Raw genomic sequence first — 23490 nt, 5'->3', positions numbered from 1 at the left:
TGTTTATAAATGAAAAAACAAAGAAACCACGGAACCAAGTTCGGCTCCGCAGTTTAATTATCAACCCTACTATTGAATTTGAATTTGTTTCATGTACTCTTTGAATGCCTCGGCGATTTCTTTGTATTTTGTATGATGCAGATAATGTGAACCTTCCATTGGGATCATTTTGCCCTGTGCGGATTGTTTGACTTGCTCCTCATGCAGCGGAATCCACTGTTTATTGTGCTCGTTATTTGATTGAACGAAGAGAAGCAGCGGCAAGTCATTTGGCATTGTGATTTTTTCTCCATTTTTGAAATTGGAACCGAGGTGGCCCAGTTCATTCATCAACGTTGGATTGGTCGCGACTTGATTCGAAATCAAACGCATCTGTTCTTTGGTATGCTCATCGAACGCAAGCGATTCATAGGGATCTCCGCTCACTTTTTGGACCAATCTCATTAGACCTGATTTTTGAAGAAATTTCATGGCGTTCAAAGGTAATTTGACATCCATTCCGGGTTGATTGGGAACGCTGCTATCGATGCCGACAAAAGCAAGAACTTCATCCGGATATGTGTTCACATAGGTCGCTCCGTAAAGTCCCGCGATGGAATGTCCCATTAGAATGTAACGGTCTAAACCCAGTTGCTGCAATGCTTCGTGAACCTCACTTACTATATTCTCAGTCGTTCTCTCCTTCTCGGTTTCATCGCTCAAACCATAACCGAAAGGCTCGACCACCACGACTTTATAATTAGGGGTAATTTCATCGATCAGCAATTTGAAATCAAGTGCAGGCGTCGGGGTTCCTTGTCCCGGTAGGAGTACAACAGTTTGTTCTCCACTGCCTTGAATAAGCACATTCATCTTTTTCCCATCCACATTGACATACTGGCCATACGATTCGATTTTCTTTTTCTCTACCCCGTCGCTGATTGCATCAACGATAAAAACGATGCCCATGAACAGCACGAGCGCCCCTACAATACCTCCGATTATTTTTAACCATAGGTTCCGTTTCTTGTGGCTCTTAGTCCCTGTTGTTTTTATTTCTACCTTATTTGCCACGTTCATCTCTTCCCTTCCTTGTCCCTGTATCTGAAGTGCCGCCTTGACGACATATTCAAAGTGTAATCAATCAAGATGTACTCTTCGTGACGACAATATGAACGGAATATGAACAAGACAAAAAAAGAAGTTTTAGATTAACATCAAATCGGAAATGAAATAATGTTCTTGTCCTTTACTCAAAAAGCAGCGTTTCTCATTAGAGATCGCTACTTTTTATTGTATACTTCATTTAATATGTGTAGGTTCTCACTATTCTATTATTTCTCAGCACAAATCATGAATATCGGTGTTGACCGGTTTAAGACTTGCTGTTTCTCATCCAGAATTTTTGCGTTCAAATTCTCTTCAGCAAAAATATTAGCGAAGCCTTCTTTTTTGAGAGTCCGTATATCCCACTCGGGACGCCATTCTCTGGTCAGCGGCAATACAAGACTCAGACGGTCTGTCTCCTCTATGTCCTTATGATGCGGGAGTTCACCAAAGCCCTTATCTACATAGGTTTGCTGATCCTCTACTCGCTTTTGCTGCATCTCTTCGTCCCAGAGATGGCGATTCCAGTTGGCATCAAAAACCAGCAGCCGTCCCCCAGGCTTAAGTACACTTCTCCACTCTTTGTAGGCTGACTGCGGGGATCGGTAAGGCTCCAGGTGACATTGCGGCACACGATTAGATCGAAGCTCTCCGCAGCAAAGTCAAGCTTGTGCGAATCCATCTTGCGGAAAGTAACGGTTACACCTTCCCGAATGGAGTGGGCACGTGCTTCTTCCAGCATATTGTCGGTACAATCGATCGCAGTAACCAGATGCCCGGCACTCGAAAGAATCACAGAGAAGAAGCCAGGAAACCCATTTATCATTCACTCCTTCTTGGCAAGTATCATGAACCGGTTTACATTCTGGTAACCGTATTTCAAATAATCTAGCGGCATCGCACGGGCAGGGATAAAGTTCCGGTGAACATCTATGGTTCGGAACCCGGCCTGTTTCAGCGCTGTCTCGTCAGCTTCAGGCCGTAATACATTAACATATGGCAACTCGCTTAGCAGGCTTTTATCTTGACTGCTTCGCTGGCGGATTCTTTGTTCTGTGAGTAGAATCAGTGTCCAGGACAAGGCATACCAAAATCTATGGAATACAGTCTTGCTCTCTTTATACAAATAGTTGCCGTCAAAAATAATCAGGGTCCCGCCCGGTTTTAGAATCCGATACCATTCAGCATAAGCCCTCTGTGGATCAGGAAGCGTCCATACTACATCCCTGCAGACCACTGCCTCAAAGCTATTCTCTAGCTCCATATGCAAATCGGCAGCATCAGCGACATAAGCTGGAACTTTATATCCATAACTCTCAAAATTTCGTGAAGCTCTATCGATCATTCCCTGAGAGGTATCCACCGCTGTAGGCAGATGACCCATCTGTGATAAGAGTATGGAGAAAAAGCCAGGCCCTGTTCCCACATCCAGCACCTTTTGCTGGGTAGTTGTTCCCAACCCTTTAATAAGCAGTTGTTTCCAGAGGTTTATGGTTTTTTTGCTGCGGAATTGAGTCTGTATGACTTTGTCATAACTCTCCGAGCTTGATGTCCAGTATTTCGAAATCTCTTTTAACATCATTTTTCTCCTATGTCGAGTAGATTCCAGAAGACCGGCATAAAGGTGGAGTACCCCGGTTTAAATCCAGTCACTCTATTATTTACTGCTAAGATATCGTCAGGGAAATAAATAGCTGCAAACATAGCCTCCTGATACAATTTGGAGAAAATGGAGTCATATGCGGTCTGACGTTCCTGAATATCGGTTGTTCCTACTGCTGTGTCAATCAGTGATTCTAGTCCAGGATCAGACCATACGACAGCAGATGCGTCAGCTGTTTTATGAAATAGGGACAGCAAGAATGCATGCGGATTATAAGCATCATCATAAGTCCGGTACATGATTAGATCATAAGCTTTGCTTGTCCATAAGGCATCATAATAAGCATTCGGCTCAAGAACCTGAAGATTCACTCTAATGCCAATCTCCTTTAACTCAGACTGAACCAGTTCACTGATGGACTTCCATTCGGGATATTCAGCCTGCTGCAGCACGAAATTAAGCTCAAGCTGGGCTCCGTCCTTCTGTACAATTCCATCTCCGTCCGAATCCGTGTAACCGGCAGCTGCTAGCAGTTGCTTCGCTTCCAGCGGATTGAAGCCGTACCAAGTATTATTGGACTCCGTCACATAAGGAACTGTCAGCGGGAACAGGCCTTGAGCTTCACTGCCGATACCGTCCATAAGATCTTCGACAATGCTTTTTTTATTAATTGCCAAATTGATAGCTTTGCGCACATTCAGATCTTGAAGTGCGGGCGTTTTGTAGTTAAAGATCATGAAATGAGAGTTTGTTCCTTGTGCTTTTTGCAAAGTTAGTGAAGAATCCGCTTCAATCACTGGCACGCTTTCGACTGGAATCTTTCCCATTTGTCCCCCGGCAATGTCAATGTCTCCAGCTTGCAGCGCTAGTACTCTGGACTGTGGATCTGGGATTACCTTCAAAATAATTTTCGACAGCTTCGGCATTTCTCCCCAATAATTCGGATTTCTGACGAGTATGGCTTCCTGATCTGTTTTGTAGCTCTCTGCCATCCATGCGCCAGTTCCAATCGCTTTGATGAATTTACCCGTAATATCTCCTGCGGGTTCCACAGCGGAAGGGCTGATAATTCGGACCGGTCTTGCAAAGGATAACTCGGTTAAGAAGGGATAATACGCTTTGTTGAATGTCATTGTGATCGTATGTTCGTCCACAACAACAAGGGATTGCATCGCAGTTGCTACATTTAACGAATTGGCTGGATCCTTAATCCAGCGTTCGAAGGAGAATTTAACTGCGTCGGCATTAAACTCCGTACCGTCAGAGAATTTGACGTCATGGCGAAGATGGAACGTATATACTTTCCCATCTTCTGAAATATCCCAAGACTCCGCAAGCGACGGCAGTATTTCGCCTTTTTCACCATACTCCACTAACCCCTCATATATCATCGCGTGCACATTCATCGAACCATCATAGGCACCGGCATCCAATCGGTCTATACCGGCATCAGACGATATAGCAACAGTGACTGTCTTGTCCTGAGCTTCAGATCCTTGTGCAGCTTCATTATTGGCGGTATTATTGGCTCTAGCCGTAGAATTGCTGTTATTACTGTTGCTGCAACCTGATATCAACACAACTATTACAAGAAGCATAAAGAATAACGATTTTGATAATAGGTTTTTTGTCTTAGGGTTCGTTCTCATTCTTGGTACATCCTTTCTCTACTTAACATCATAGGAATGGCTGGGTTGCCACTCTTCTCCCAGTCTCTTCTTTCTTAAGCGGGGGTCCTGCACAGGTACCGAGGAGAGCAATGTTTTTGTATAAGGGTGGTTTGCTTGCTGCAACATGGTTGCACCCGATTGCTTCTCTACAATTTCCCCTTGACACATCACAGCCACACTGTCGCAAAAACGATTTACAACTGACAAGTCATGTGTAATGAATACATAGGATAATCCCAGCTCATGCTTCAACTCCTGCAGCAGATCCATCATTTGCTTTCGCAGGGTGACATCGAGACTTGAGAAAGGTTCATCGCAGATAATCAGCTCCGGCCGCAAGGCGATTGCGCGCGCAATTCCGACCCTTTGCTGCTGTCCGCCGCTGAGTTCATGCGGATAGCGGTGAATATGCTGCCGTTCAAGTCCCACAAGCTCAAGTGTGTCTGCTACCGTGGCCCTGCGGGCTCCAGCCTTCCTCTCTCCGTAGTTCTGAAGAGGCTCCCCGATAATCTGCTCTACCGTAAACAACGGATTAAATGAAGCCAGACTGTTCTGAAACACCATCTGCATCTTCCTGCGGATCATGCGCATTTCGCTAAAGGTCCAATCCGTATAATCCTCGTTCCGGTACATAACTCTTCCGGAGGATGGTTTCTCCAGTCCCAGCAGAAGTCTGGCCAAAGTGCTCTTACCACAGCCACTTTCCCCCACTAAACCAAGGGTCTCACCGCTCTCCAGACTGAGAGACAGGTTGTTGACGGCATGAACACTTCTGACATTACGTGTGAACCACCCCCTTTCCATCCCATATTTCTTGTTCAGGCTTACCGCTTCCAATATCTTCAAGATCACCACGTCCCTAAAAAATGTAATATTACCGTTGTTATCTGCACTCAATTAAATATTTAGTATAGGGATGCACGGGATTAGAAAAGAGTTCAAACACATTGCCTGATTCCACAATCTTCCCGGACTTCATCACATATACATAATCTGCAAGCTCCGCAACAACGCCAAGATCATGGGTAATTAATAGAATGCCGACATTGTTCGTCCATCTGATTCGGTCCAGCTCTTTAAGAATCTGGGCTTGAATGGTTACATCCAATGCCGTTGTAGGCTCATCTGCAATTAGCAATTGTGCTCCGGATACCAGGGCGATGGCGATCATTACTCTTTGACACATACCACCGCTAATTTGAAAAGGATATTTATTGAAAAGCAATTTAGGCTCGCTGAGCCCTGCTTGCTCCATCTGCCTCATGGCAAGCAGCTTTGCTTCTTTTCCCGATATACGCTTGTGCAGTTTAATCGTCTCCATGATCTGCCTGCCAATAGTAAGTACCGGATTCAGCGCGTTCATAGGATCTTGAAAGATAACAGCCATTTCTGTTCCCCGAAGTTTCTGTAACTGACGGCTGGAGCACTCACGAAGATTGTTACCCTTAAGCCAGATTTCTCCACTCTCAACTATGCCTGGAGAATCTACTAATCCTAATATGGACATTGCCGTAACACTTTTACCGCTGCCGCTCTCACCTACAAGTGCGACAATCTGCCGGGATTTCACCTCGATACTGACATCATCAACCGCTGTAACTTTATAACTGCCTGTGTGAAAGCAGGTGCGTAAATGACTGACCTTCAGCAGTGGAGACTCTGCCATCATATTCTGGCCCCCCACTTTACTACAGAATTGAAAGCACGCTCTGGTTGTCGCAAGCCTTCTCCCAACAGATTAAAGCCCAGAACCGCCAGCATGATCATCATTCCCGGAAATAGCATCAACCGCGGCTCCGTTTGAATATAGGCACGGCTGTCGTTCAGCATTACTCCCCATTCCGGTGTAGGCGGCTGAGCTCCCAAACCCAGAAAGGACAAACCCGCAATGGAGAGCATAATCGTACCCACTTCCATAGAAGCAAGAACCAGAATAGGCCGGGCTGCGTTCAGCAGAATATGCCTGAAAATAATTTGTAAATGAGAAGTGCCTGACGCTTTGGCCGCTGTAATATATTCACTTTCCTTGATTTGAAGGACCATACTGCGTATCACTCTGGCATACCCCGTCCACCAGACAGCAGCAAATGCGATTAGCAGATTCTTCATACTGGGACCTAGCATGGCTGTAATAGCAAGGGATAGGATTAAGCTGGGAAAGGCAAGCAATATATCTATGATCCGCATAATCAAATGATCGATCTTGCCGCCAGCGTAACCAGCCAGTAAACCAACAGGGATGCTAATCGCAAAAACAACGATCAACACCATAAACGAATCATTCAGGGAGGTTCGGGTCCCATAGATTAATCGGGATAAGACACAACGTCCCAGATGATCCGTACCGAGCGGGTATTGCCAGGAAGGTGTAGCCAGTTTGAGTTCCATGTGAATCTGCAGCGGATCGGAAGGTGAAAGCCATGGGGCAAAGAGTCCAACGGATATGAACAAAAGTACTATGCCCGCTCCTAACCTTGCTCCCTTATTCTTAAATAAGCTAATACGAAATATGACAATCCGCTCCTTCTAAATCGTCACCGCAGCCTGATTCGCGGATCCAGCAGCAGATGTAATAAATCCACTGTCAAGTTAATCAGGACAACGACAACAGCCATCCATAATACGTAACCCTGAATGACAATATAGTCTTTCGCAAAAATCGCCTCAATGGCATACTTACCAATTCCCGGCCAAGAAAATATAGTTTCAACAATAACGGAACCGCCTAATAGCCCCGCTATGTTAACCCCAAGGAGGGTAAGACTCGGAAGAAGCGCATTACGAAGTGCATGCCGAATGATTATTCTCCATTCCTGCAGCCCCTTAGCTCTAGCTGCTGTGATGTAACGCTTGCCCAAAACGTCTAGGAGACTGGAACGAATCAAGCGGATGTAGACTCCTGCCATACCAAATCCTAGTGTGAGGGCAGGTAGAATGACACTGGATACCTCATCCATTCCCATCACAGGAAATAGCTTAAACTTCACCGCACCATAATAAATCAGAAGCAGACTTAGCCAGTATCCTGGCATTGAAACACTGAGCATTGCACATACTCTTCCCAGTCGATCAAGCATTCTACCTGGATATAATGCAGACCCCACTCCTATCGGCAGGGCAATAAGAATAGCGGACAATACGGAACAGGCACTGAGCAGTAAAGTTGCCGGAAAACGACTCATCAGCTCTGTGAACACTGGACGACCGCTGCTGTAAGATAAGCCAAAATCGAGATGGGATACCCGGTTCAACCAGTGAAAATATTGCTTATGTACAGGACCATCCAGACCAAGTGTATGTCTGGTCGCCTCAATAGCTTCCTGCGTAGGTTTGATGCCGTCAGCACGCAGCATGATCTCCGCTGGATCACCTGGTGTTAAATGCATCAGCGCAAAGGTAATGCAAGAGATGCCGAGCAGCACGGGGATGAGCTGCAATAAGCGTTGCAACAAGTATCGATTGATGGCATTCAACTCCAAAATCTTAATCGTAATAATTACGATTATAGCATAATCTATTTAAATTAATAGTCTTAAATTGATTTATTTTATGTAGGACATAAAAAAATCAACCCCTATTAAATGAGTTGATCTTTAAACATTTGGTCTCTGCACAGTCGCAACTATTTTTCACAATAATATTGTCAAATCCTTAGGAATCATGTCATTATAAGTAGGTTCATATTAAAAATAACAATAAAGGAAGTGTGTATTTGAGTCGGTTCAATCTAGTCCTCATCTATGTTTTATCCATCATGATAGCTTTTCTTTTAGGGATTTACGTGGCCCCTAGCGTTGAAACACGCTTGAATGGGCAGACTGTGGCAAGTAATCCCGTTATCGAAGAAATACCGCCTAGTACCGCAGATAAAGCTGCTATTGCTGCTGAATCCAACACTACTGGATCCAATCCTATTGAATCAAATCCTACTGAATCTTCACCTTCACCTTCCCCGGAAGCCGTTGTCTTGGAAGATATGCCTTCGGACGATGATACTGGACCCGTTGGTGATGACTCTGAAGATCTGTCAGTAGCAGATACCCCATCCGGGCAAGGGATTGGTGCGCCATTAGAATTCAAGTATAGTACGAACTCTGCCGATGCTGTTAAGCTTACTTGGGAAGCTGACAACTTAACTGGAAAAAGGATCAATTATTACACAGCCCACATCAGCACGTTTAATCCAGTAGGCGATCCTTCCAATGATCAGCTGAACGGCAAGAGCAGCTTTTCACTTAAATATGTGGGGCCGGTTGAGCCCAATGATACTTTATTTATTTTCAGTGATTTTACATATCAGAATACAATACATACGATTATTATTGACCAGCTCACACTTCAATATGATGATGGTACTATCGAGACCTTCGACTATGGTTACGAAACTACCGATGATAGCGGCCTATAATCCACATGATTTGCAGCCCTGGTGCGAACCAGGGCTTTTTGCGAGGCACAATTGAACTAATGGTAAAGTAAAAAACGAAGAGCGGCCTGGAATCCGGCGCTCTTCGTTTTTTACTTTTATTGTTACTGTCAGTCTGTTTAGCGGATGACCGTTACCTTGATCGTATCACTGGCAGTCACTCCCGCCGCGTTGACCAGCTCCGCCCGATATTCGTACACACCGGCAGTGCGTCCGCTGATAGTGGTTGCTGCACTTTGTGCCGAAGGCGTATGGGCATTCAGCGGCTGCGAGTCGATGAGCTCCCCGTTCTCATACAGGCGGTATTCTGTAGCGTTAGTCCCCCACCACAGATTCATCGACACCTTATAGGTGCCATCTCCGTCCCAGTTATCTTCGGATAGTATCGGCTTGCCCGGCGCGGAGTCACTTATGGTGACCGTAAGCGGATCGCTCTTGGTCGTGCCATATTTGTTGATTAACTCCGCAGTGTAAACATAAGTGCCGTTCACCTTACCATGAAGCTCTGTACTTGCCGTCTGGGCAGCCGGCGATACATCTTTCAGTGTCTTGGAATCAATCAGTGTGCCGTTCTCATAGAGTTTGTAACTCGTGCCGTTATTACCCCACCATAGGTTCATGGTGACTGTATAGTTACCATCACTAAGTCCATTAGCATAGCTGCTGTTGGAGGATAGCACAGCTTGTCCTGGCTTACCAGTCGCAATCACCTGGCCGCCAATAACCTGGAACGTATTGCTCTTTTCAGTCGTATTGCCGGCTGCGTCATGCACGATGTATTTCACGGTGTGGGGGCCGGCGCCTAAATCGGCGGCGCTCAGGGTCTGGCCTTCGGCAATCGGTCTTCCATCTAATAGAAGCTGTTTCGAGGTGACACCTGACAATACATCGTCAGCAGTCAATTCAAAGTAAAGCTGTGCTCCTTCTTCTACATCTCTCACCTCATGACCGGATTCTTTCAGTTCGGCAACCGGTGGAGCCGTATCAATATTAAGGTTCAGCGTCTTTAGATCTTCCACTTTGCCTTTTGCCGGCACAGCATGGTATGTCAATGTATGCCGCCCATCTTCCTTCAGGTCCACAGGTGTACTGTACTCAGCTTCCTTGTTGCCGTTCAGCGAGTAATAAACATTAGCTGTATCTGTATTCGCCTTCAGGGTAACGGTGACCGGCTGGTTAAACCAGCCGGAATCATTAGGCTCGGCAGAAAGCGTCGCCGTTGTTACCGGAGTCCCCTCTTCTGCTGCTGCGGCGAAGTCATCGAGGCTTCTCGGCTTGAGCTGGTAGATGCCTTTAAAAATTGCGGCAACACCTGTAATATTAAGTTTCTGTCCCTCTGTATAAGGGAAGATATCCTTAGTAATGCCTGTCCGGGCATCCACGCGCACATGATTGCTTGTCCCGTCGGTATTGACGGCGTCGAATTCAAAGGAGCCGCTTGGCGTAGCGTTGATAATGTTCGCCACGGTCACACCGTTCAGTTGAACCAATTGGCCTTGGTTGGCATCATTCACCATGCTCGCCGCAATCGGCTGCGGCAGTGTCGCCGTGCCCGTCTTCGCAATTTGCACTGCTTCTGTCAGCTCCAGCTCTGTGTTGTACAATGCGGTGGACGCTGTTACCTTGACCTTATCGCCCACGTGGAAGCCGCTCTGACTCTGAAAGACATAAACCCCACCGGTTCCATCTTGGAGATAGAAGGACTGTCCGCCGAAGATACCCGGCTCAGTCGTCACGGTCCCCTCCACCGTTACCAGTGATCCGGCTGCTTTAGCCCGGGAGTCGCTGATAGAGATTGTAGCCGGAATGGGATCTTCCTCAGCCGGAAGCGGTTCAGCAGGAACATTGCCCAGCGTCACCGATTCAGTCTTGAGGTTTGTACTGTTCTGGCGAAGGCGCAGATTGGATGCAGCTGTGGTGCCCGGCTTGATCTGGATCGTCAGATCCTTATAGGCATGACCGTTCAGATCACCTGTCAGATTGAATGAGGAGCTATAGCCGTAGCTGCTTGGCCAGGTACCGTCGCTGTTCTGAATCTTGGCGATTTGGGCGCCGCTGCTTACTTGGTAGACACCTACCTGGAAGCCGGATACGCTTGTGCCTGCAGGAAGATTATCTGCACTCACCCGAATCTGAAAATTCTGTGCATTTGGCAGCACAGCCTGGTGCGTGAAGTTATAAACCGCACTTGCAGTGGCTGCCGGTCCGCCGTAGGAGCCTGCTTTGAAGGTGCTGCGATCATACCATTTGTAGCCAGCATTAGGTTGAGCCCAAGGCTCCGGCTGCGGCTCAGTGGACAGCGCCGGCTCCTCGAATGGCAGCAGTGTTGTCGGCTGATCTAGCGTCAGGCCATTCACCTGGGTGAAATCCGTATAGCTCTCCTGCTCGGCGAGCCAGTTCACGGTGTTAACCAGCAGTGTGGCATCGTCCACTTCCTTGAAGCCATCGTAAGTTGTTTTCTTGGCGCCGGTATCTTCGCGCAGGTATTTAGGTGTTGCATCCTCTACAGGAGATGAGTCACCGATGAAGGCTGCCTTGCCGGCGCCTTTTTTAGCAACTGCCACATAGGGACCTTCTGCCACACCGCCGCCGTTATAGACCCCCTGGTCTACGGCATTGGCCCAGGCAGCATTGGTTTGCGGCAGGTAGACGATACCTTTCGCACGGGCTGGGTCTAGAATGGCCAGCGTTGAACCGGCATGCATAGCTACCGCTGATACGCCCGTTGTAATGCCGAAGGCTTGATCGGGAGCCACGACGTTGGTTGCGTTAATGTCGCCAAGCGCATTGTAGCGGAAACGGACACCGAACTCGTCCGCCAGCCAGTCAGAGCTAACCACACCCTGCATGGCTGAAGAAGCGACCTCATCGGCATTCATGCCTTTGGCTGGATTGTCCCACGCTCCACGGCGGTAGCCGTTGAAAGCTTCTGAACCATCCCAGCGGTTTTTGTTGCGGTCGGCGTTATAATGGTCGCCGATGAAGAAAATACTGCCGCCATCCTCCACATATTCCGCCATCGCAAGCTGCTCGCTTGCTTTGTAGGGCACGTTGGATTCGGCGACGATGTAGACATCATAATCGGAAAGATCACTCAAAGTAATTGGAGTCGTCTTGCGGAGTTCTTTGACATAATAGCCTTCCTGGGCAAGGGCATTCCCAAAGTCTGAAAAAGCGCCGTCAATCACCCAATCGGCTGCTCCCGCAGTCTGCTCATGGGTGTTGTCGAACAGGATCTTCTGGCCTGCATGCTCATTGACGACTTTGGCCTCAATGTACGGCGCAGGATCGTTTGGTCCTTCTGCGAATACCGCCGAACCGGCTCCGAACGTGAACAGCTGAAGTGGTACGGCCACCGCCACAGCTAGAGTGCTGTTCATCAGCCTCTTTTTCCAAACTGAATTCTTCTCCTTCATACCCTTCCTCCTCAAGATATAGTCCGGTGAGTAATTACCATAAATACCCACCTGCTAGACATCTACTATCCTATCTCAAAACAATTAAAAAAAAGATAGATTTATGTAAACTGCTGTAAAAATTATACTTTTGGCCTATAAAACGGGTCGAATATAGAAAGGGTATTATGAAAAAAGTCACAGTTGCTGAGGCTTATGATGAAGGATTGGACTATCGGGATATTAGCAAAAAAAAACGAAACGGATAAATGCTTCGTTTCGCTCTCTTCCTATGTCGCCGCTGGCAGTTTCTGCTTGTTGTCCTGGTATCAATATTCCAGAAACATCAGTGGCTTAAGTATATCTATTAAACTATTTACTAGTGCCAAGTAACAAATTCACAATCGTATCAAGCTGAAGCTCTAATGAAAAAGGATCTTCCATTACGAATTCATCATGATAATTATCACCATACAAATAAACTTTGCCATTTTTCACTGCAGGGATGCCTTTCCATATGTTACTTTCCATTGCTTTATTGGTAGCATCCGCATCGCCATTATAAACAAAAACATAATCACCTAAATATTCTGGAAGCACTTCTAATGAAATCGATTCAAATCCCTCCGCCATATTTTTTGCACTTTCTGTTGGAGGCAGCTGAAGCATATTGTATATAGTGGAAGAACCATAGTTTCCTCCCTTTGCCGCTAAGACGTATACCGCCTTTTGTGAAAACTGAACAATCGAAACGGTTTCCCCTTCCTTGATAACCCCGGCAAGTTTAGACTTTGCTTCAGCTACTTTCTGTTCATATTCCGTAATCCATTCTTCTGCTTCTTTTTCTTTTCCGAATATTTTGCTTACACTCCTAAATTTATCAAGCGGCCCTGCTGTTTTTAACCCCTCCCAATAAGGCAGAAAAACAGTGGTCCCAATTTTCTCATATTGTTCTATGTTCTCATCGATCGAACCGATAATTAAGTCCGGATCTAGCATCGTTAATTTTTCCAGATTTAAAGGGAAATCCCCTAAATCCTCAATTTTCTCGATCGTTTCTTTGGGTATGTCCGCTTTTTCCATCCAGCCTTCATCCAGCATAAACGTTCTTGCTCCGATGGGTACAATTCCTAATTTCAATAAATGCCCCATATATTGGTCAGCCGCCACTCTTTTCGGCTCTGCTGGTACTTCCACATCTCCCTTAGGCGTTGATACTATTCGAGTGTTCGTACTTTCTTCTGATGTTGCTTGATTTACGGTTCCATTCCCATTACTTTGTTCCTTCGTAGCAGTACCCGTCCCACTTGAGCAAGCACCTAATAATAGAGAACCGCAAAGCAGTAAAGCGGCCGTCGTCTGAGATTTTGTCATTTTAAACATATGTAATTCCCCTTTTTCCGTATTATGATAATGATTATCATTATTAATATACTGTTGAACGATGGGTTCAAAAATAGAGGATGTGGGGAAGTTTAATGGACTTTCAGCAACTTTTGGCCGCTGTGACTCTTTTGTTCTAAAATGTGCAGGGGATACACCTTTTCTTTTCTTGAAAATTCGGCTGAAATAATATACGTCTTTATAACCAACGCTTGCTGATATTTCCCCGACCGAAGCATCTGTTGTCATTAAAAGCTCTGTTGCAAGTTCAAGCCGAAACCGAATTAAGTAATCAATCGGACTCATACCTGTGTACTCTTTAAACAAAGATGACAAATGATAAGCACTGAAATTAAATACTTCCGCAAGAGAATCTAATGTAATTGGCTCCGCATAGTACTCCTGAATGTAGGTGATTACTTGGACTGCAACACTGGTCTGTTTCACCTCAGTCTCTTTTCTATGTAATTCTTTTAAAACCTGATGAATGAATTGATAAAAAAGTGATTTTACGTTGAGTCTCTCTTCTTGCTCGTTCCATTTTTGATACATCAATTGCATTTTGTTATAAAGTAAAATGGGTGCATCAGGGGAAAAACAATATTGTGATTGGAACAGATCCTCCTCTTGAATCCATGCACGATAATAAATGATATAGTAAACAAAATTCTTACTTGTCGGAACAATATTAAGTGTCGCCCCTTTCCCGCTATGCAGGACTTGAAATCCTGTAAAAGAAAATTCAGAGTGATCTAACTGAACTTGAGCGCTCCCTTGTACCGAAAGTAAAAATATACTGGCAGGAATCTTGTACTTATGAAGAATTTCGCCTTGAACCCTTTCAATATGGCGCACATCCAATAACTTGACCGTCGCTTGGTCCCAAAGCAATATTTCATTGCTTTTGTACATAATGACTACCCCTCCGTTATCTGTCTAATACTCATCATAAATGATAACCATTATCAATAACAGTCAAGATATTTATCTTAATAACAAAAATCCGATTGCCCTAAAAGGTGCAATCGGATTTTTTAATATAAATTTATTGTTCAGACGCCAATTGCAGAAAATGATCTGCAGCCAAACGGACAGCCAGGATACTTGCGCTATTGAGTGAGTTATCAAAGATAAGAACATGATTGTTTTTCACTGCTTCCAGTGAGTTCCACACGTTCGAAGTTTCCTTGTCCTTGATGGCTGCCTTTGCGATATCCATATCATGCTGGATAATAATATAATCAGGATTCATGCTGTATATCCCTTCCAGAGAAAGGGCCCCTCCCTCTTCAGGATATCCCTTCGGTGGCAACAACCCGAAGCCTACAGTTTGATTGTAGTACATCGTGTTTTTAGAGCCTTGAGCATTAAAATTAGCTTTTCCGTCGACCCGTAGTAAAGCAAAGGTTTTATTCTCAAGACTACTTAGCTGTTCTTTTGTTTTTGCAATCATTTCTTGGGTTTCCTTAATGGCTTGTTCCGCTAATGTCTCTTTACCAACAATCTGAGCACACAGCATCGTCGTTTTTTCCCAGGTATCGGTGTAGTCAATTAAGATGACTGGTGCAATCTTATTCAACTCTTCATAATTGCTATCAACAGAACCCTTGAAGGTTACAATCACATCAGGCTTTGCTTCCATGATCATTTCCAGATTCGCATTGCTGCTGCCCAAATCAATGATTTCAGCAGTTCCAGCGTAAGGCTGTAAAGTAGCAAAATCCTTCATCGCTTCCGCTGCGTTAGTTGATGCGATTGGAGGCGTATCAAGAGCAAAAAAGTAATCTAAATACAAGGGATGCAGAACCGCTATACGCTCAGGTCGTGTCTTGAGCACCACTCCATTGTCGCTGGCATCCGCAATTGTTCTTGGCCATCCTGCTTCTTCGATCTTGCCAACTTCTGGTGTAGGCGTGACTGAAGTTTCGGAACACCCAGCCAGTAATCCTACTAGTATAATTAAGGATGTAATCCATCCATATAGTCTTTTCATTTGGCTCCCCCTTGAGTTGTTATCATTACTGTCTGTATAAATGCTTCATTAAATCACGGTTTTTCTGCGTGAACAGGTCATTATGTGAAGACACCATCCCGGACGAATTTGCCTCCGGTGTGATGTATTGTTTGGATTGGTTTACCGCATTGGCAGCATCCTGGAATGCCCCCGCGATCAGGTGCAGTTTCCCCTCATGATGTAGAACATCCCCTGCCGCATAAATACCCGGCACGGATGTCCCGCTCATTACTGATCCTGAAATCCGGTGTTCCCACAGATCCATTTTAATTTCACTGTTCACCAGCAGTTCTTTGTCGCGCTCATAACCGTGATTAATGATGACCTCATCGACAGACAGCTCAAATCCCTCTCCGTTGTCATTACTTTTTAGCAGTACAGTCCCTATTCTTTCGTGATCCGGTGTGGCAATCAACTTTTCGATTGAAGTATTTAACAAGCACTCTACGCCATTGTTTGCCAAGCGTGAAATATCGGCTTCATGCCCCTTTAAGTTCTCTTTCCGGTACGTCAGAAACACCTTTTTGGCAATCGGAGCCAGTTCATTCGCCCAGTCTACAGCAGAATGGCCGCCTCCCGATATTAGGACAGTCTTCTCTTTAAAGCGGGCAAGTGACTTCACCGTATAATGCAAATTTGTGATTTCGAATCTTTCGGCACCCTTGATTTCGAGCTTGACCGGCTTCAAAATGCCTCCTCCAATGGCCAATATGACAGTTTTAGTGAAATGCTTCCGGTTTGCGGCTGTGTGTAAAATAAAGTAACCTGCTTCATCTTGCGAGATGGATGTGACCTTTTCATTAAAGGCAACCTCCGGTTGGAAAGTCATCCCTTGACCAACCATTTGTTCAATAAGCTGCGAGCCAAGAATAGGCTGTAAGCCTCCCACGTCCCAGATCATCTTTTCCGGATAGACATGCACCTTGCCGCCAAGCACAGGTTGGAATTCTATAATTTTGGTTTCCATTTCACGGAGTCCGCTATAAAATGCAGCAAATAATCCAGCCGGACCGCCGCCAATAATCGTAACATCAAACAATTCCTCTTCATGCATCGTTCAATCGCCTCATTTCTCTTTTTTAAATCCCTAAATGCTCACGGAAAGTGCTACCCGTATATTCGCTCCGGAATAAGTCTCTTTCAACCAGCTGCGGTACCAACTTCTCAAAAAACAGCTCCATAGATTGTTCCGAACCGCCTGGCAGGGCGATGAAGCCATCTATAGCCCCCGCTTCAAACCGTTCAATAATATCGTTCAGCACATCCTCGACTGTCCCGACAGATACCCAATGTGCAGATCCGACAACCTCCGGCCTGTCCAAGATTTCTTTCACTGTAGGCTGATTTTTAATAATATAACGCCGTAACAACTCAGCATGAGTCCGGCTGCGGACGGCCTGACTGGAATCGGGTAACATATCGGCAGTTACTCGCTTATCTAAGGGATAACCGCTTAAATCAAGACCCAGCACCGATTTAAGCGAAGCATGTCTGCGTTCAAGGCTTAAATTCGCATGTGCAGCCTTATGTAATTCAAGTGCTTCTTCGCGCGTATCGGCCAGGAAAAAATATAAGCCCGGCAAAACTTTGATAGCATCCGGATCACGGCCCTGCTCAGCCGCTCTTCTTCTCAGATCATTCCTTAGTTCCACTCCCGATTCGATATCCGGCATTGCGGCAAAAATAGCATCAGCTACAGATGAGGCGAAATTCCGTCCAATATCCGAAGCCCCAGCTTGGAATAGCGGCGGCGTTCCTGACTTGTGAGCAGGCAAAGTAAGCGGCCCTTTTACACTGAAAAATTCCCCGGAATGATTAATGGCAGTCACTTTATCCTTATCCGAAAACATACCTGACTGACGGTCGATAACAATCGCTTCATTCGGAAAACTCTCCCAAAGCTTGCATACAACATCCGTGAACTCCATAGCCATGGCATATCTCTCTTCCGGTGACGGCATGGGTGAGGCGCTGAAATTATCGGCGCCTTCAATAGAAGTGACAATATTCCAGCCGGCGCGTCCATTGCTCAGCCAGTGTAAGGACTGCAGCTGCCTTGCAACAACATACGGCGGATTAAAAGTAGTGGAAATCGTCGTTACCAGTCCGATCCGCTCGGTTTCACGAGCTATCGCTGCAAAAAACAATGCAGGGTCTGGGCTACCGAAATTTGAGGAATCTCCTAACATCTGCGGACTAACATACAGATAATCAGCTCTGAAAAGAAAATCGAGCTTTGAATTCTCCGCCATTTTTGCCAAATCAATATAGTAATCAATAGAATCCATCTTTTCTACTCCGCTATCCGGGTGCCGCCAGCCGTCTCCTTTCATCCAGGTTGCATTTAAGGACAGGCCAATACATAATTGTTTGGGTCTTTTTTCTGTCATATCTACCAGCCTTTCATTTATAAATCAATTTACTGATAATGATTCTCAGTTACAAAAGTGAGTTTATCAAAAATTTAAATAAATTCAAATGTACAAATCTCAAATCCAGCATGCATCATTATTTAATCTAAATAAAAAAAGTCTGCACTTCTGGCTTATCACCAGTAGCTGCAGACGTAGTTCAAGTACAAGAAGCTCATTATGTACATTATTTATAGGCAGAGGGAGAAACACCGAATTTCTTTTTGAATAATCGGCTGAAATATAGTGGATTGTCATAACCGACACGGTCAGCAATCTCGCGGATAGGAAAATTACCTGCTTTGAGTAATTCACAGGCCCGTTCCAAACGATAATTAACGACATAGTCGATGGGTCGTAGTCCCGTATATTTATGAAAGAGGTAAGAGAAGCGGTTGGCACTCATTGCATGCAGTTCCGCTAACTCACCGAGTGTAAGTGAATTCATATAATGAAGTTTAATATACGCAAGGGCTTCGTCTACCATTCTTTGATTCGGAGAACGATCGTTCTCTCTGTAACTGCACGCAATCAGAACCTGGTGCATCAGGCTTAAGAACAACTCCTTGATACGCAGCTTCCCAATTTCTCCGGATGGATGGGCATTCTGATGGAGCATAATTAGTAATTCAATAATTTTTAGATTCGCTCCCGGCTCCAGCTTGAAATGAGAGTCAAATTCGTGAGTACTATTCAATTCTTCCGGCATATCCAATTTATAAAAAAGGGAGTAATACTCGAGCTCAGATTGTCCTATAACCTGCGAATCCATCTGCATGCCCGGAGCAGCATGAAAAACTGATCCTGGCCGTAATTCATATACCGTTCCATTCACACATATTCTGGCTCCCCCGCGAATGATAAATAGAAATCCATGCTTAACGGTGGTGAATTCACTTAATAAGCTTTTGGGCTGGATGACTAAGCGGCTTCTATCTTCTATTTCATAGACACCTTTAGTAAATGCCTTTGCTAATTTGTCCAAATTTATCATTGCTCTGCACCTGCTTCCTAGCACCATGCTTCTTATAAAAATCAGATCCAATTCTGATATTTATTTAAAACAGTATAGACAATAGTATGCGAAATTGCTAGAAGTGTAGTAGATATTCTACTGTAAATTGCAACCCAAGAAGATGCTCAGGAGATTTTGCTTGAAAATATGCCGTTTTCATTACAATCAATTTGAAGAAGCTCATCCTGTAAAATCCAAACATCAGTTTTTTCAACAAAGAAATGAAATCCGCCAATGGATTGAACCCATGCGGGATCGATCGGTGTAGCACTTGCATTAATTCCAACAGTGAAAGCATCAGAGCCTCCACCGGCATATTTTGCATAAATTCTTACATATTGCCCCTCTTCCAAACCCCATTCATTCTTAAATGAATCCAATGCTTTTTCGGATACTGCAAATGATATCATTCCTCTTCTCTCCTTTCTGCTGTTTAATCACATTTTTTTATTTCGCCACGATAATTGGCCATTCTGAAACTGGCTCCGCATCCACATGAAGCTTTTGCATTAGGGTTATTCATAGTGAATCCGCCTACCATTCCACTCTCTTCATAGTCAATTTCAAGCCCGTCAATATATGGAATACTATTCGGGTGAACCAATATACTAAAATCTTGTTTATTTAATATAATATCCTCTTCTGCTTGCTGCTCATCCACGACTAGGGTATAGGATAGTCCACTGCATCCCCCTTCATCAACACCCACTCTTAGAAATGGATTTCGGATATTCGCACTTGATAAGATTTCGGTGATTTTTTCTGATGCTTTGTCACTGACCTCGATGATCATTGTGAACTCCTCCTTCGTTTATTTGTTTTTCAAACCTAAAGATTGGATACCCGTTCCTATTTGTTCAGCTACTGGTGAGATCCGAGTGCTCGCAAATAAACTCATTACAATCAACAAGAGATGGAAACCCATTGCTACAATTAATCCGGATTGGAGTGACATTCCGCCAGCCTGACAAACCACAAGGATGGAACCGCCGATCCCGATAACTACACCGGGTGTAAAAGAATCCGCAAATTGCAGATTAGCCGAGGTGTTGCCGACACCTCCTTCTCCTGTCTGAGAAAACGCCACAACACCGCTAATCGGATGCGCCAATCCAATGCCGATTCCAGCGATGATCTGTCCAATAACTGCTACGGTAACGGTCACAACGGGTATCCAAAATACGATAGTAATCCCTATGGCAAGCAGCAATACACCCAGAATAATTCGCGTATGCCGTCCACGGCCCTGATCTGCCGAATCCCATCGTCCTTGCAGATACGCTATGACGCACCAACTCAACGCAGCACTCGCTACAATCAATCCGGCCTGAGAAGGCGTTATTCCTTTCACATCGATTAGAGCCAATACCAAGAAATTCTGTGTGCTGGTATAGGCAGCGAAGAACAGCCCACGTGTTGCCAGAATAGCTGGCATGCCTCTTCGAAGCGTAAGAGTTCCCTTCGGTAGCAGTTTGCGGAGCGGAAATATCATAAGTACTAAGCCGATAATGACTAAAACAAATCCCATAATGCTCGGAAGCATGCTTAGACCAACTAAGAAAATCCCTGTACCCATCGTTAACAGTAACGCATTCCAAGTTGATGAAGCTCCGATATCCCCTTGCGTCTTCGGTGTTTTTAATTTCGTGAACGCAGGTAAACTAAGCAGTGCTGAAATCATCAGGATCGGTAATATTCCCCAGAAAACAAACCGCCAGGACCACTGATCTGCGATAAGACCTGCAACGTATGGACCGAGCATGGACGGAAGAACATAGGCCGTACCAAATGCTCCGAGTATTTTGGCGCGTAATTTATCCGGGTAGCTTAAGGATATTGCTGTGTACACACAAGTCATCATAGCTCCGGCACCCAGACCCTGCATGGCCCGTGATCCTATCATGGTATACATATCGCCTGATGTTGCGGCAGCAATCAACCCAACGATAAACAAAAGAAGTGCGATAGTGAACGGTACTGCAGGTCCTCTTCTATCTATGATTCGACCGACGACCAGAGTTCCGATAATCTGCGCAAGCAGATACGTGCTGAATATCCAGCCAAACAGGCTAAGGCCGTTCAAATCTCCAGCAATTGAAGGGGCAATGGTAGTTACGGACAGGCCTTCGAATCCAACGGCCATCACTGACAGAATAATACCTATGGATAGTGCAAAATAACGTGGGCTGAAAATACTTTGATGATTAGACGACATGAAATGTGACCTCCAAGAAAATTGGTATGTATACATCGTATCCGGACACTTAGTAAACATTTTTGTTTATAATGTCTAAGCTACAGTTCAGCTTTGACTTTGTCAACATTTTTGTTTAAAATGTAGTCTGTGATGTAGATTTAGTTGTTTCAGTAGGAGGTGCAACATGAGCCGAAATCAAACCAAAAAGGATGTCTCAACCAAGACCCGAAGAGCGATCATTGATCTGTTAAAGCAACAAGGGGGAATGGATGTTATGGCACTCTCCTCCCAGTTTTCGCTATCTGGAATGGCTATTCGTCAACATTTGAATGCGCTGAAAGAAGAAGGGCTAGTTACTAATATAGAAGAGTCCCGTCCCATGGGGCGGCCAACCAAGCTATGGATCTTAACCCCCGCGGCCGATCGGTTTTTCCCAAGCGGATATTCGGATTTATCCGTCAGTCTGATCCATTCCATGAAAGAAGCTTTCGGAAATGAGGGGCTGGACAAGCTGCTGGCTGTTCGAAATAAGAATATGCAAGAACAATATCTTCAGCATCTTGGTGATACAGCAGACGTTAGAGAGAAGCTGGAGAAACTGGCTGAGATTCGAACAAGTGAAGGGTATATGGCCGAGGTTAAGGAGCAGGATGATGGCAGTCTTTTATTCATTGAGAAACATTGCCCGATCTGTGAAGCTGCTGCTGTATGTACCGGGTTATGCAAAAATGAGTTACATCTATTTAAAACTGTTCTAGGTAATAATGTTCATATTGAACGGGGGGAGTACATATTAGCGGGAGGAAGAAACTGTGTTTATACGGTTAGACAAAATAAGCTCTTGTTTCCAAGCTGCCATGCCGAATGACCGCGCCACTAAGGGAAGGTGTTCCCGTTGAAATATTCATAATTTGAAGCGGTACCCTGCAGCGGTTTTACATATTGTAACAAATTCGCGGGGCATAACTTTCCTTTTCTGATACGGTCATATCATGCTTTATTTCACAATTGGAAATTTTGGTGGGAAATTTTGGATGGATATGTTCATGGGAAAATGGTAGATTATTCTATGGTTAATCCCTCAGCTTGTTCGTGTTCGATATATGTTATTGGGATTACGCGCAAGTCGGGAGATATGTTTAGGCTTATATAATCTATATTTGGGGCGGGTGTCTGCATGGACAAAAATTCTGGTTATAGAACAAACGTTATAGGCGCTGGTGAGGTTGGCGTCGCCATCTCGGTCGATATGGATACGAATACTATTCATGAAACAAACAGCTTATTTTGGGATACAAAAGGAAATGAAGTTTTAGGAGCTACTGCACTTCCTCTTTATGGAGCATTTGTATCGGAAGAACAATGCCAACTTTTTGGCGATGTCTCAGGGAAAAAGTTGCTGGAGATAGGCTGTGGAAGCGGTCAATCTTTGCAATATCTGGGTGAACGCAATGCATCTGAACTATGGGGTACGGATATAGCAGAGAACCAAATCGAAAAGACTAGGCAACTTTTGACGGAGCACGGTCTTTCAGCAAAATTGATCTGCTCACCCATGGAAGAAGAATGTGGCCTGCCAGAGGATTATTTTGACTTTGTATATTCGGTCTATGCCATAGGCTGGACAACTGACCTTGAGGGTACTTTTAGCCGGATTGCCTCTTACCTTAAAAAAGATGGATCATTTATTTTCAGCTGGTCTCACCCTATACACAAATGTGTTGTTGCAGAAAATGATATGCTTGTTTTTAAAAAATGTTATTTCGATGAATCTTGGTATTCAGTATCTCTTGATGAAAGTACGCTAACTTTATCGGATCGTAAATTATCAACTTATGTGAATGCGCTATCTAAAGCTGGATTTGTTATTGAGCAAATGATTGAGCAATCTGATGATGAACTTATGCAGTCGCGGGACGATAAAAGCGATTTTGCAAAAAAAGCAAAGATGCTTCCTGTAACTTTTGTAATTAAAGCAAGAAAACTCTAGCATCTGATACCTATTGAACAACCTTACAACGTAAAAATTATTTTTCTAAGCCGATCCAGAAAAGGATCGGCTTATTTGATAGCTTTTTAAGATCAATCTTGTCTGTTCTCAACAGATTTCATGCGGTTTTGATCATCTGGCACTCGGTCATTACTGAATTCCTGGCCTGCTTCTGCTTCACCATGACCGGAAGCACTTCGGGCAAAATTTGTGAACTGCCTCTTCTGCTCATCCAGCTTGTGTTTACTTTTAAGAAGCTCCTGCGGATCTTGATTTGTCATCATTATCACCTCGCAAAAT

Annotated in this window: 22 protein-coding genes; 3 read left to right on the top strand and 19 right to left on the bottom strand. The window is 44.7% G+C overall.

The window, feature by feature from the left end:
* Positions 1-69: 69 nt before the first annotated feature.
* The 9 genes from MHB37_RS16690 to nikB form a co-directional block, all read right to left on the bottom strand.
* Entirely contained in the window at positions 70-1059 is a 990-nt protein-coding gene (locus MHB37_RS16690; protein ID WP_076184906.1) for an alpha/beta fold hydrolase, read from the bottom strand.
* 254 nt (positions 1060-1313) lie between these two features.
* The gene (locus tag MHB37_RS16685) at positions 1314-1586 is read right to left on the bottom strand and encodes a hypothetical protein (RefSeq protein ID WP_076302957.1); all 273 of its coding nucleotides are present in this window, start codon (positions 1584-1586) and stop codon (positions 1314-1316) included.
* Positions 1568-1912: a class I SAM-dependent methyltransferase gene (locus MHB37_RS16680; RefSeq protein ID WP_076302956.1), complete on the bottom strand. Its 345-nt coding sequence runs from the start codon at positions 1910-1912 to the stop codon at positions 1568-1570. Before MHB37_RS16680 ends, MHB37_RS16685 begins: the two co-directional genes overlap by 19 nt.
* Complete coding sequence (locus MHB37_RS16675) at positions 1913-2668, bottom strand: methyltransferase domain-containing protein (RefSeq protein WP_339167904.1); 756 nt, start codon at positions 2666-2668, stop codon at positions 1913-1915.
* Positions 2665-4338, bottom strand: coding sequence for a nickel ABC transporter substrate-binding protein (locus MHB37_RS16670; RefSeq protein ID WP_076302954.1), 1674 nt, complete (start codon positions 4336-4338; stop codon positions 2665-2667). Before MHB37_RS16670 ends, MHB37_RS16675 begins: the two co-directional genes overlap by 4 nt.
* 18 nt (positions 4339-4356) lie before the next feature.
* Positions 4357-5205 carry an ATP-binding cassette domain-containing protein gene (locus MHB37_RS16665; protein ID WP_076302953.1) on the bottom strand — a complete coding sequence of 283 codons (849 nt, stop codon included), beginning with the start codon at positions 5203-5205 and terminating at the stop codon, positions 4357-4359.
* A gap of 37 nt (positions 5206-5242) precedes the next feature.
* Positions 5243-6028 (bottom strand): ABC transporter ATP-binding protein, encoded by a 786-nt coding sequence (locus MHB37_RS16660; protein WP_076302952.1) that lies wholly within the window; start codon positions 6026-6028, stop codon positions 5243-5245.
* Entirely contained in the window at positions 6025-6870 is an 846-nt protein-coding gene (nikC, locus tag MHB37_RS16655) for a nickel transporter permease (protein ID WP_076184910.1), read from the bottom strand. The genes MHB37_RS16660 and nikC overlap by 4 nt, the downstream gene beginning before the upstream one ends.
* 23 nt (positions 6871-6893) lie before the next feature.
* The gene (gene nikB / locus MHB37_RS16650) at positions 6894-7832 is read right to left on the bottom strand and encodes a nickel ABC transporter permease (protein WP_254857073.1); all 939 of its coding nucleotides are present in this window, start codon (positions 7830-7832) and stop codon (positions 6894-6896) included.
* Between the two features lie 239 nt (positions 7833-8071).
* Here nikB and MHB37_RS16645 point away from each other — a divergent pair, with 239 nt between their 5' ends.
* Positions 8072-8767 carry a hypothetical protein gene (locus MHB37_RS16645; RefSeq protein ID WP_405168267.1) on the top strand — a complete coding sequence of 232 codons (696 nt, stop codon included), beginning with the start codon at positions 8072-8074 and terminating at the stop codon, positions 8765-8767.
* Positions 8768-8904: 137 nt separating this feature from the next.
* Here the strand turns inward: MHB37_RS16645 and MHB37_RS16640 are convergent, their stop codons facing one another.
* From MHB37_RS16640 to MHB37_RS16600, 9 genes are all read right to left on the bottom strand, one after another.
* On the bottom strand, positions 8905-12201 hold the full coding sequence (locus MHB37_RS16640) for a chitinase N-terminal domain-containing protein (RefSeq protein ID WP_076302951.1): 3297 nt from the start codon (positions 12199-12201) through the stop codon (positions 8905-8907).
* Positions 12202-12552: 351 nt separating this feature from the next.
* Entirely contained in the window at positions 12553-14475 is a 1923-nt protein-coding gene (locus MHB37_RS16635; protein ID WP_076302950.1) for an AraC family transcriptional regulator, read from the bottom strand.
* A 133-nt stretch (positions 14476-14608) separates the two neighbouring features.
* Positions 14609-15556, bottom strand: coding sequence for an ABC transporter substrate-binding protein (locus MHB37_RS16630; protein WP_076184914.1), 948 nt, complete (start codon positions 15554-15556; stop codon positions 14609-14611).
* A 25-nt stretch (positions 15557-15581) separates the two neighbouring features.
* The gene (locus MHB37_RS16625; protein WP_076302949.1) at positions 15582-16631 is read right to left on the bottom strand and encodes an NAD(P)/FAD-dependent oxidoreductase; all 1050 of its coding nucleotides are present in this window, start codon (positions 16629-16631) and stop codon (positions 15582-15584) included.
* Positions 16632-16656: 25 nt separating this feature from the next.
* Entirely contained in the window at positions 16657-17967 is a 1311-nt protein-coding gene (locus tag MHB37_RS16620; protein ID WP_405168266.1) for an NtaA/DmoA family FMN-dependent monooxygenase, read from the bottom strand.
* A gap of 208 nt (positions 17968-18175) precedes the next feature.
* Positions 18176-18982, bottom strand: coding sequence for a helix-turn-helix domain-containing protein (locus tag MHB37_RS16615; RefSeq protein WP_405168265.1), 807 nt, complete (start codon positions 18980-18982; stop codon positions 18176-18178).
* A 146-nt stretch (positions 18983-19128) separates the two neighbouring features.
* On the bottom strand, positions 19129-19413 hold the full coding sequence (locus tag MHB37_RS16610) for a HesB/YadR/YfhF family protein (protein ID WP_076217679.1): 285 nt from the start codon (positions 19411-19413) through the stop codon (positions 19129-19131).
* 23 nt (positions 19414-19436) lie between these two features.
* Positions 19437-19793 (bottom strand): HesB/IscA family protein, encoded by a 357-nt coding sequence (locus tag MHB37_RS16605; RefSeq protein WP_405169609.1) that lies wholly within the window; start codon positions 19791-19793, stop codon positions 19437-19439.
* A 21-nt stretch (positions 19794-19814) separates the two neighbouring features.
* Positions 19815-21218: an MFS transporter gene (locus MHB37_RS16600; protein ID WP_339187058.1), complete on the bottom strand. Its 1404-nt coding sequence runs from the start codon at positions 21216-21218 to the stop codon at positions 19815-19817.
* Between the two features lie 166 nt (positions 21219-21384).
* Here MHB37_RS16600 and MHB37_RS16595 point away from each other — a divergent pair, with 166 nt between their 5' ends.
* Together MHB37_RS16595 and MHB37_RS16590 are read left to right on the top strand one after the other, a co-directional pair.
* A complete protein-coding gene (locus MHB37_RS16595; protein WP_405168264.1) occupies positions 21385-22068 on the top strand; it encodes a helix-turn-helix transcriptional regulator in 684 nt (227 codons plus the stop codon).
* A gap of 309 nt (positions 22069-22377) precedes the next feature.
* Positions 22378-23190 carry a class I SAM-dependent methyltransferase gene (locus MHB37_RS16590; RefSeq protein ID WP_076130506.1) on the top strand — a complete coding sequence of 271 codons (813 nt, stop codon included), beginning with the start codon at positions 22378-22380 and terminating at the stop codon, positions 23188-23190.
* Between the two features lie 92 nt (positions 23191-23282).
* On the opposite strand, the gene MHB37_RS16585 is transcribed toward MHB37_RS16590, so the two are convergent.
* Complete coding sequence (locus MHB37_RS16585) at positions 23283-23474, bottom strand: hypothetical protein (protein WP_076130505.1); 192 nt, start codon at positions 23472-23474, stop codon at positions 23283-23285.
* Between the last annotated feature and the right edge of the window lie 16 nt (positions 23475-23490).

This window comes from Paenibacillus sp. FSL H3-0286, from assembly GCF_045040705.1.
GTDB lineage: Bacteria > Bacillota > Bacilli > Paenibacillales > Paenibacillaceae > Paenibacillus_AQ > Paenibacillus_AQ odorifer.
The sequence above is the reverse complement of the archived record's forward strand: the minus strand, read 5'-3'. Positions and strand labels throughout refer to the sequence as shown.

What these genes read in the sequence shown, in the direction of transcription:
- MHB37_RS16625 (WP_076302949.1), bottom strand. Translation starts at nt 16,631, where the DNA reads ATGCATGAAGAGGAATTGTTTGATGTTACGATTATTGGCGGCGGTCCG.
- MHB37_RS16660 (WP_076302952.1), bottom strand. Translation starts at nt 6,028, where the DNA reads ATGATGGCAGAGTCTCCACTGCTGAAGGTCAGTCATTTACGCACCTGC.
- MHB37_RS16615 (WP_405168265.1), bottom strand. Translation starts at nt 18,982, where the DNA reads ATGATAAATTTGGACAAATTAGCAAAGGCATTTACTAAAGGTGTCTAT.
- MHB37_RS16595 (WP_405168264.1), top strand. Translation starts at nt 21,385, where the DNA reads ATGAGCCGAAATCAAACCAAAAAGGATGTCTCAACCAAGACCCGAAGA.
- MHB37_RS16590 (WP_076130506.1), top strand. Translation starts at nt 22,378, where the DNA reads ATGGACAAAAATTCTGGTTATAGAACAAACGTTATAGGCGCTGGTGAG.
- MHB37_RS16620 (WP_405168266.1), bottom strand. Translation starts at nt 17,967, where the DNA reads ATGACAGAAAAAAGACCCAAACAATTATGTATTGGCCTGTCCTTAAAT.
- MHB37_RS16685 (WP_076302957.1), bottom strand. Translation starts at nt 1,586, where the DNA reads ATGCAGCAAAAGCGAGTAGAGGATCAGCAAACCTATGTAGATAAGGGC.
- MHB37_RS16690 (WP_076184906.1), bottom strand. Translation starts at nt 1,059, where the DNA reads ATGAACGTGGCAAATAAGGTAGAAATAAAAACAACAGGGACTAAGAGC.
- MHB37_RS16640 (WP_076302951.1), bottom strand. Translation starts at nt 12,201, where the DNA reads ATGAAGGAGAAGAATTCAGTTTGGAAAAAGAGGCTGATGAACAGCACT.
- MHB37_RS16600 (WP_339187058.1), bottom strand. Translation starts at nt 21,218, where the DNA reads ATGTCGTCTAATCATCAAAGTATTTTCAGCCCACGTTATTTTGCACTA.
- MHB37_RS16680 (WP_076302956.1), bottom strand. Translation starts at nt 1,912, where the DNA reads ATGATAAATGGGTTTCCTGGCTTCTTCTCTGTGATTCTTTCGAGTGCC.
- MHB37_RS16610 (WP_076217679.1), bottom strand. Translation starts at nt 19,413, where the DNA reads ATGATATCATTTGCAGTATCCGAAAAAGCATTGGATTCATTTAAGAAT.
- MHB37_RS16670 (WP_076302954.1), bottom strand. Translation starts at nt 4,338, where the DNA reads ATGAGAACGAACCCTAAGACAAAAAACCTATTATCAAAATCGTTATTC.
- MHB37_RS16675 (WP_339167904.1), bottom strand. Translation starts at nt 2,668, where the DNA reads ATGATGTTAAAAGAGATTTCGAAATACTGGACATCAAGCTCGGAGAGT.
- MHB37_RS16630 (WP_076184914.1), bottom strand. Translation starts at nt 15,556, where the DNA reads ATGAAAAGACTATATGGATGGATTACATCCTTAATTATACTAGTAGGA.
- MHB37_RS16585 (WP_076130505.1), bottom strand. Translation starts at nt 23,474, where the DNA reads ATGATGACAAATCAAGATCCGCAGGAGCTTCTTAAAAGTAAACACAAG.
- MHB37_RS16635 (WP_076302950.1), bottom strand. Translation starts at nt 14,475, where the DNA reads ATGTACAAAAGCAATGAAATATTGCTTTGGGACCAAGCGACGGTCAAG.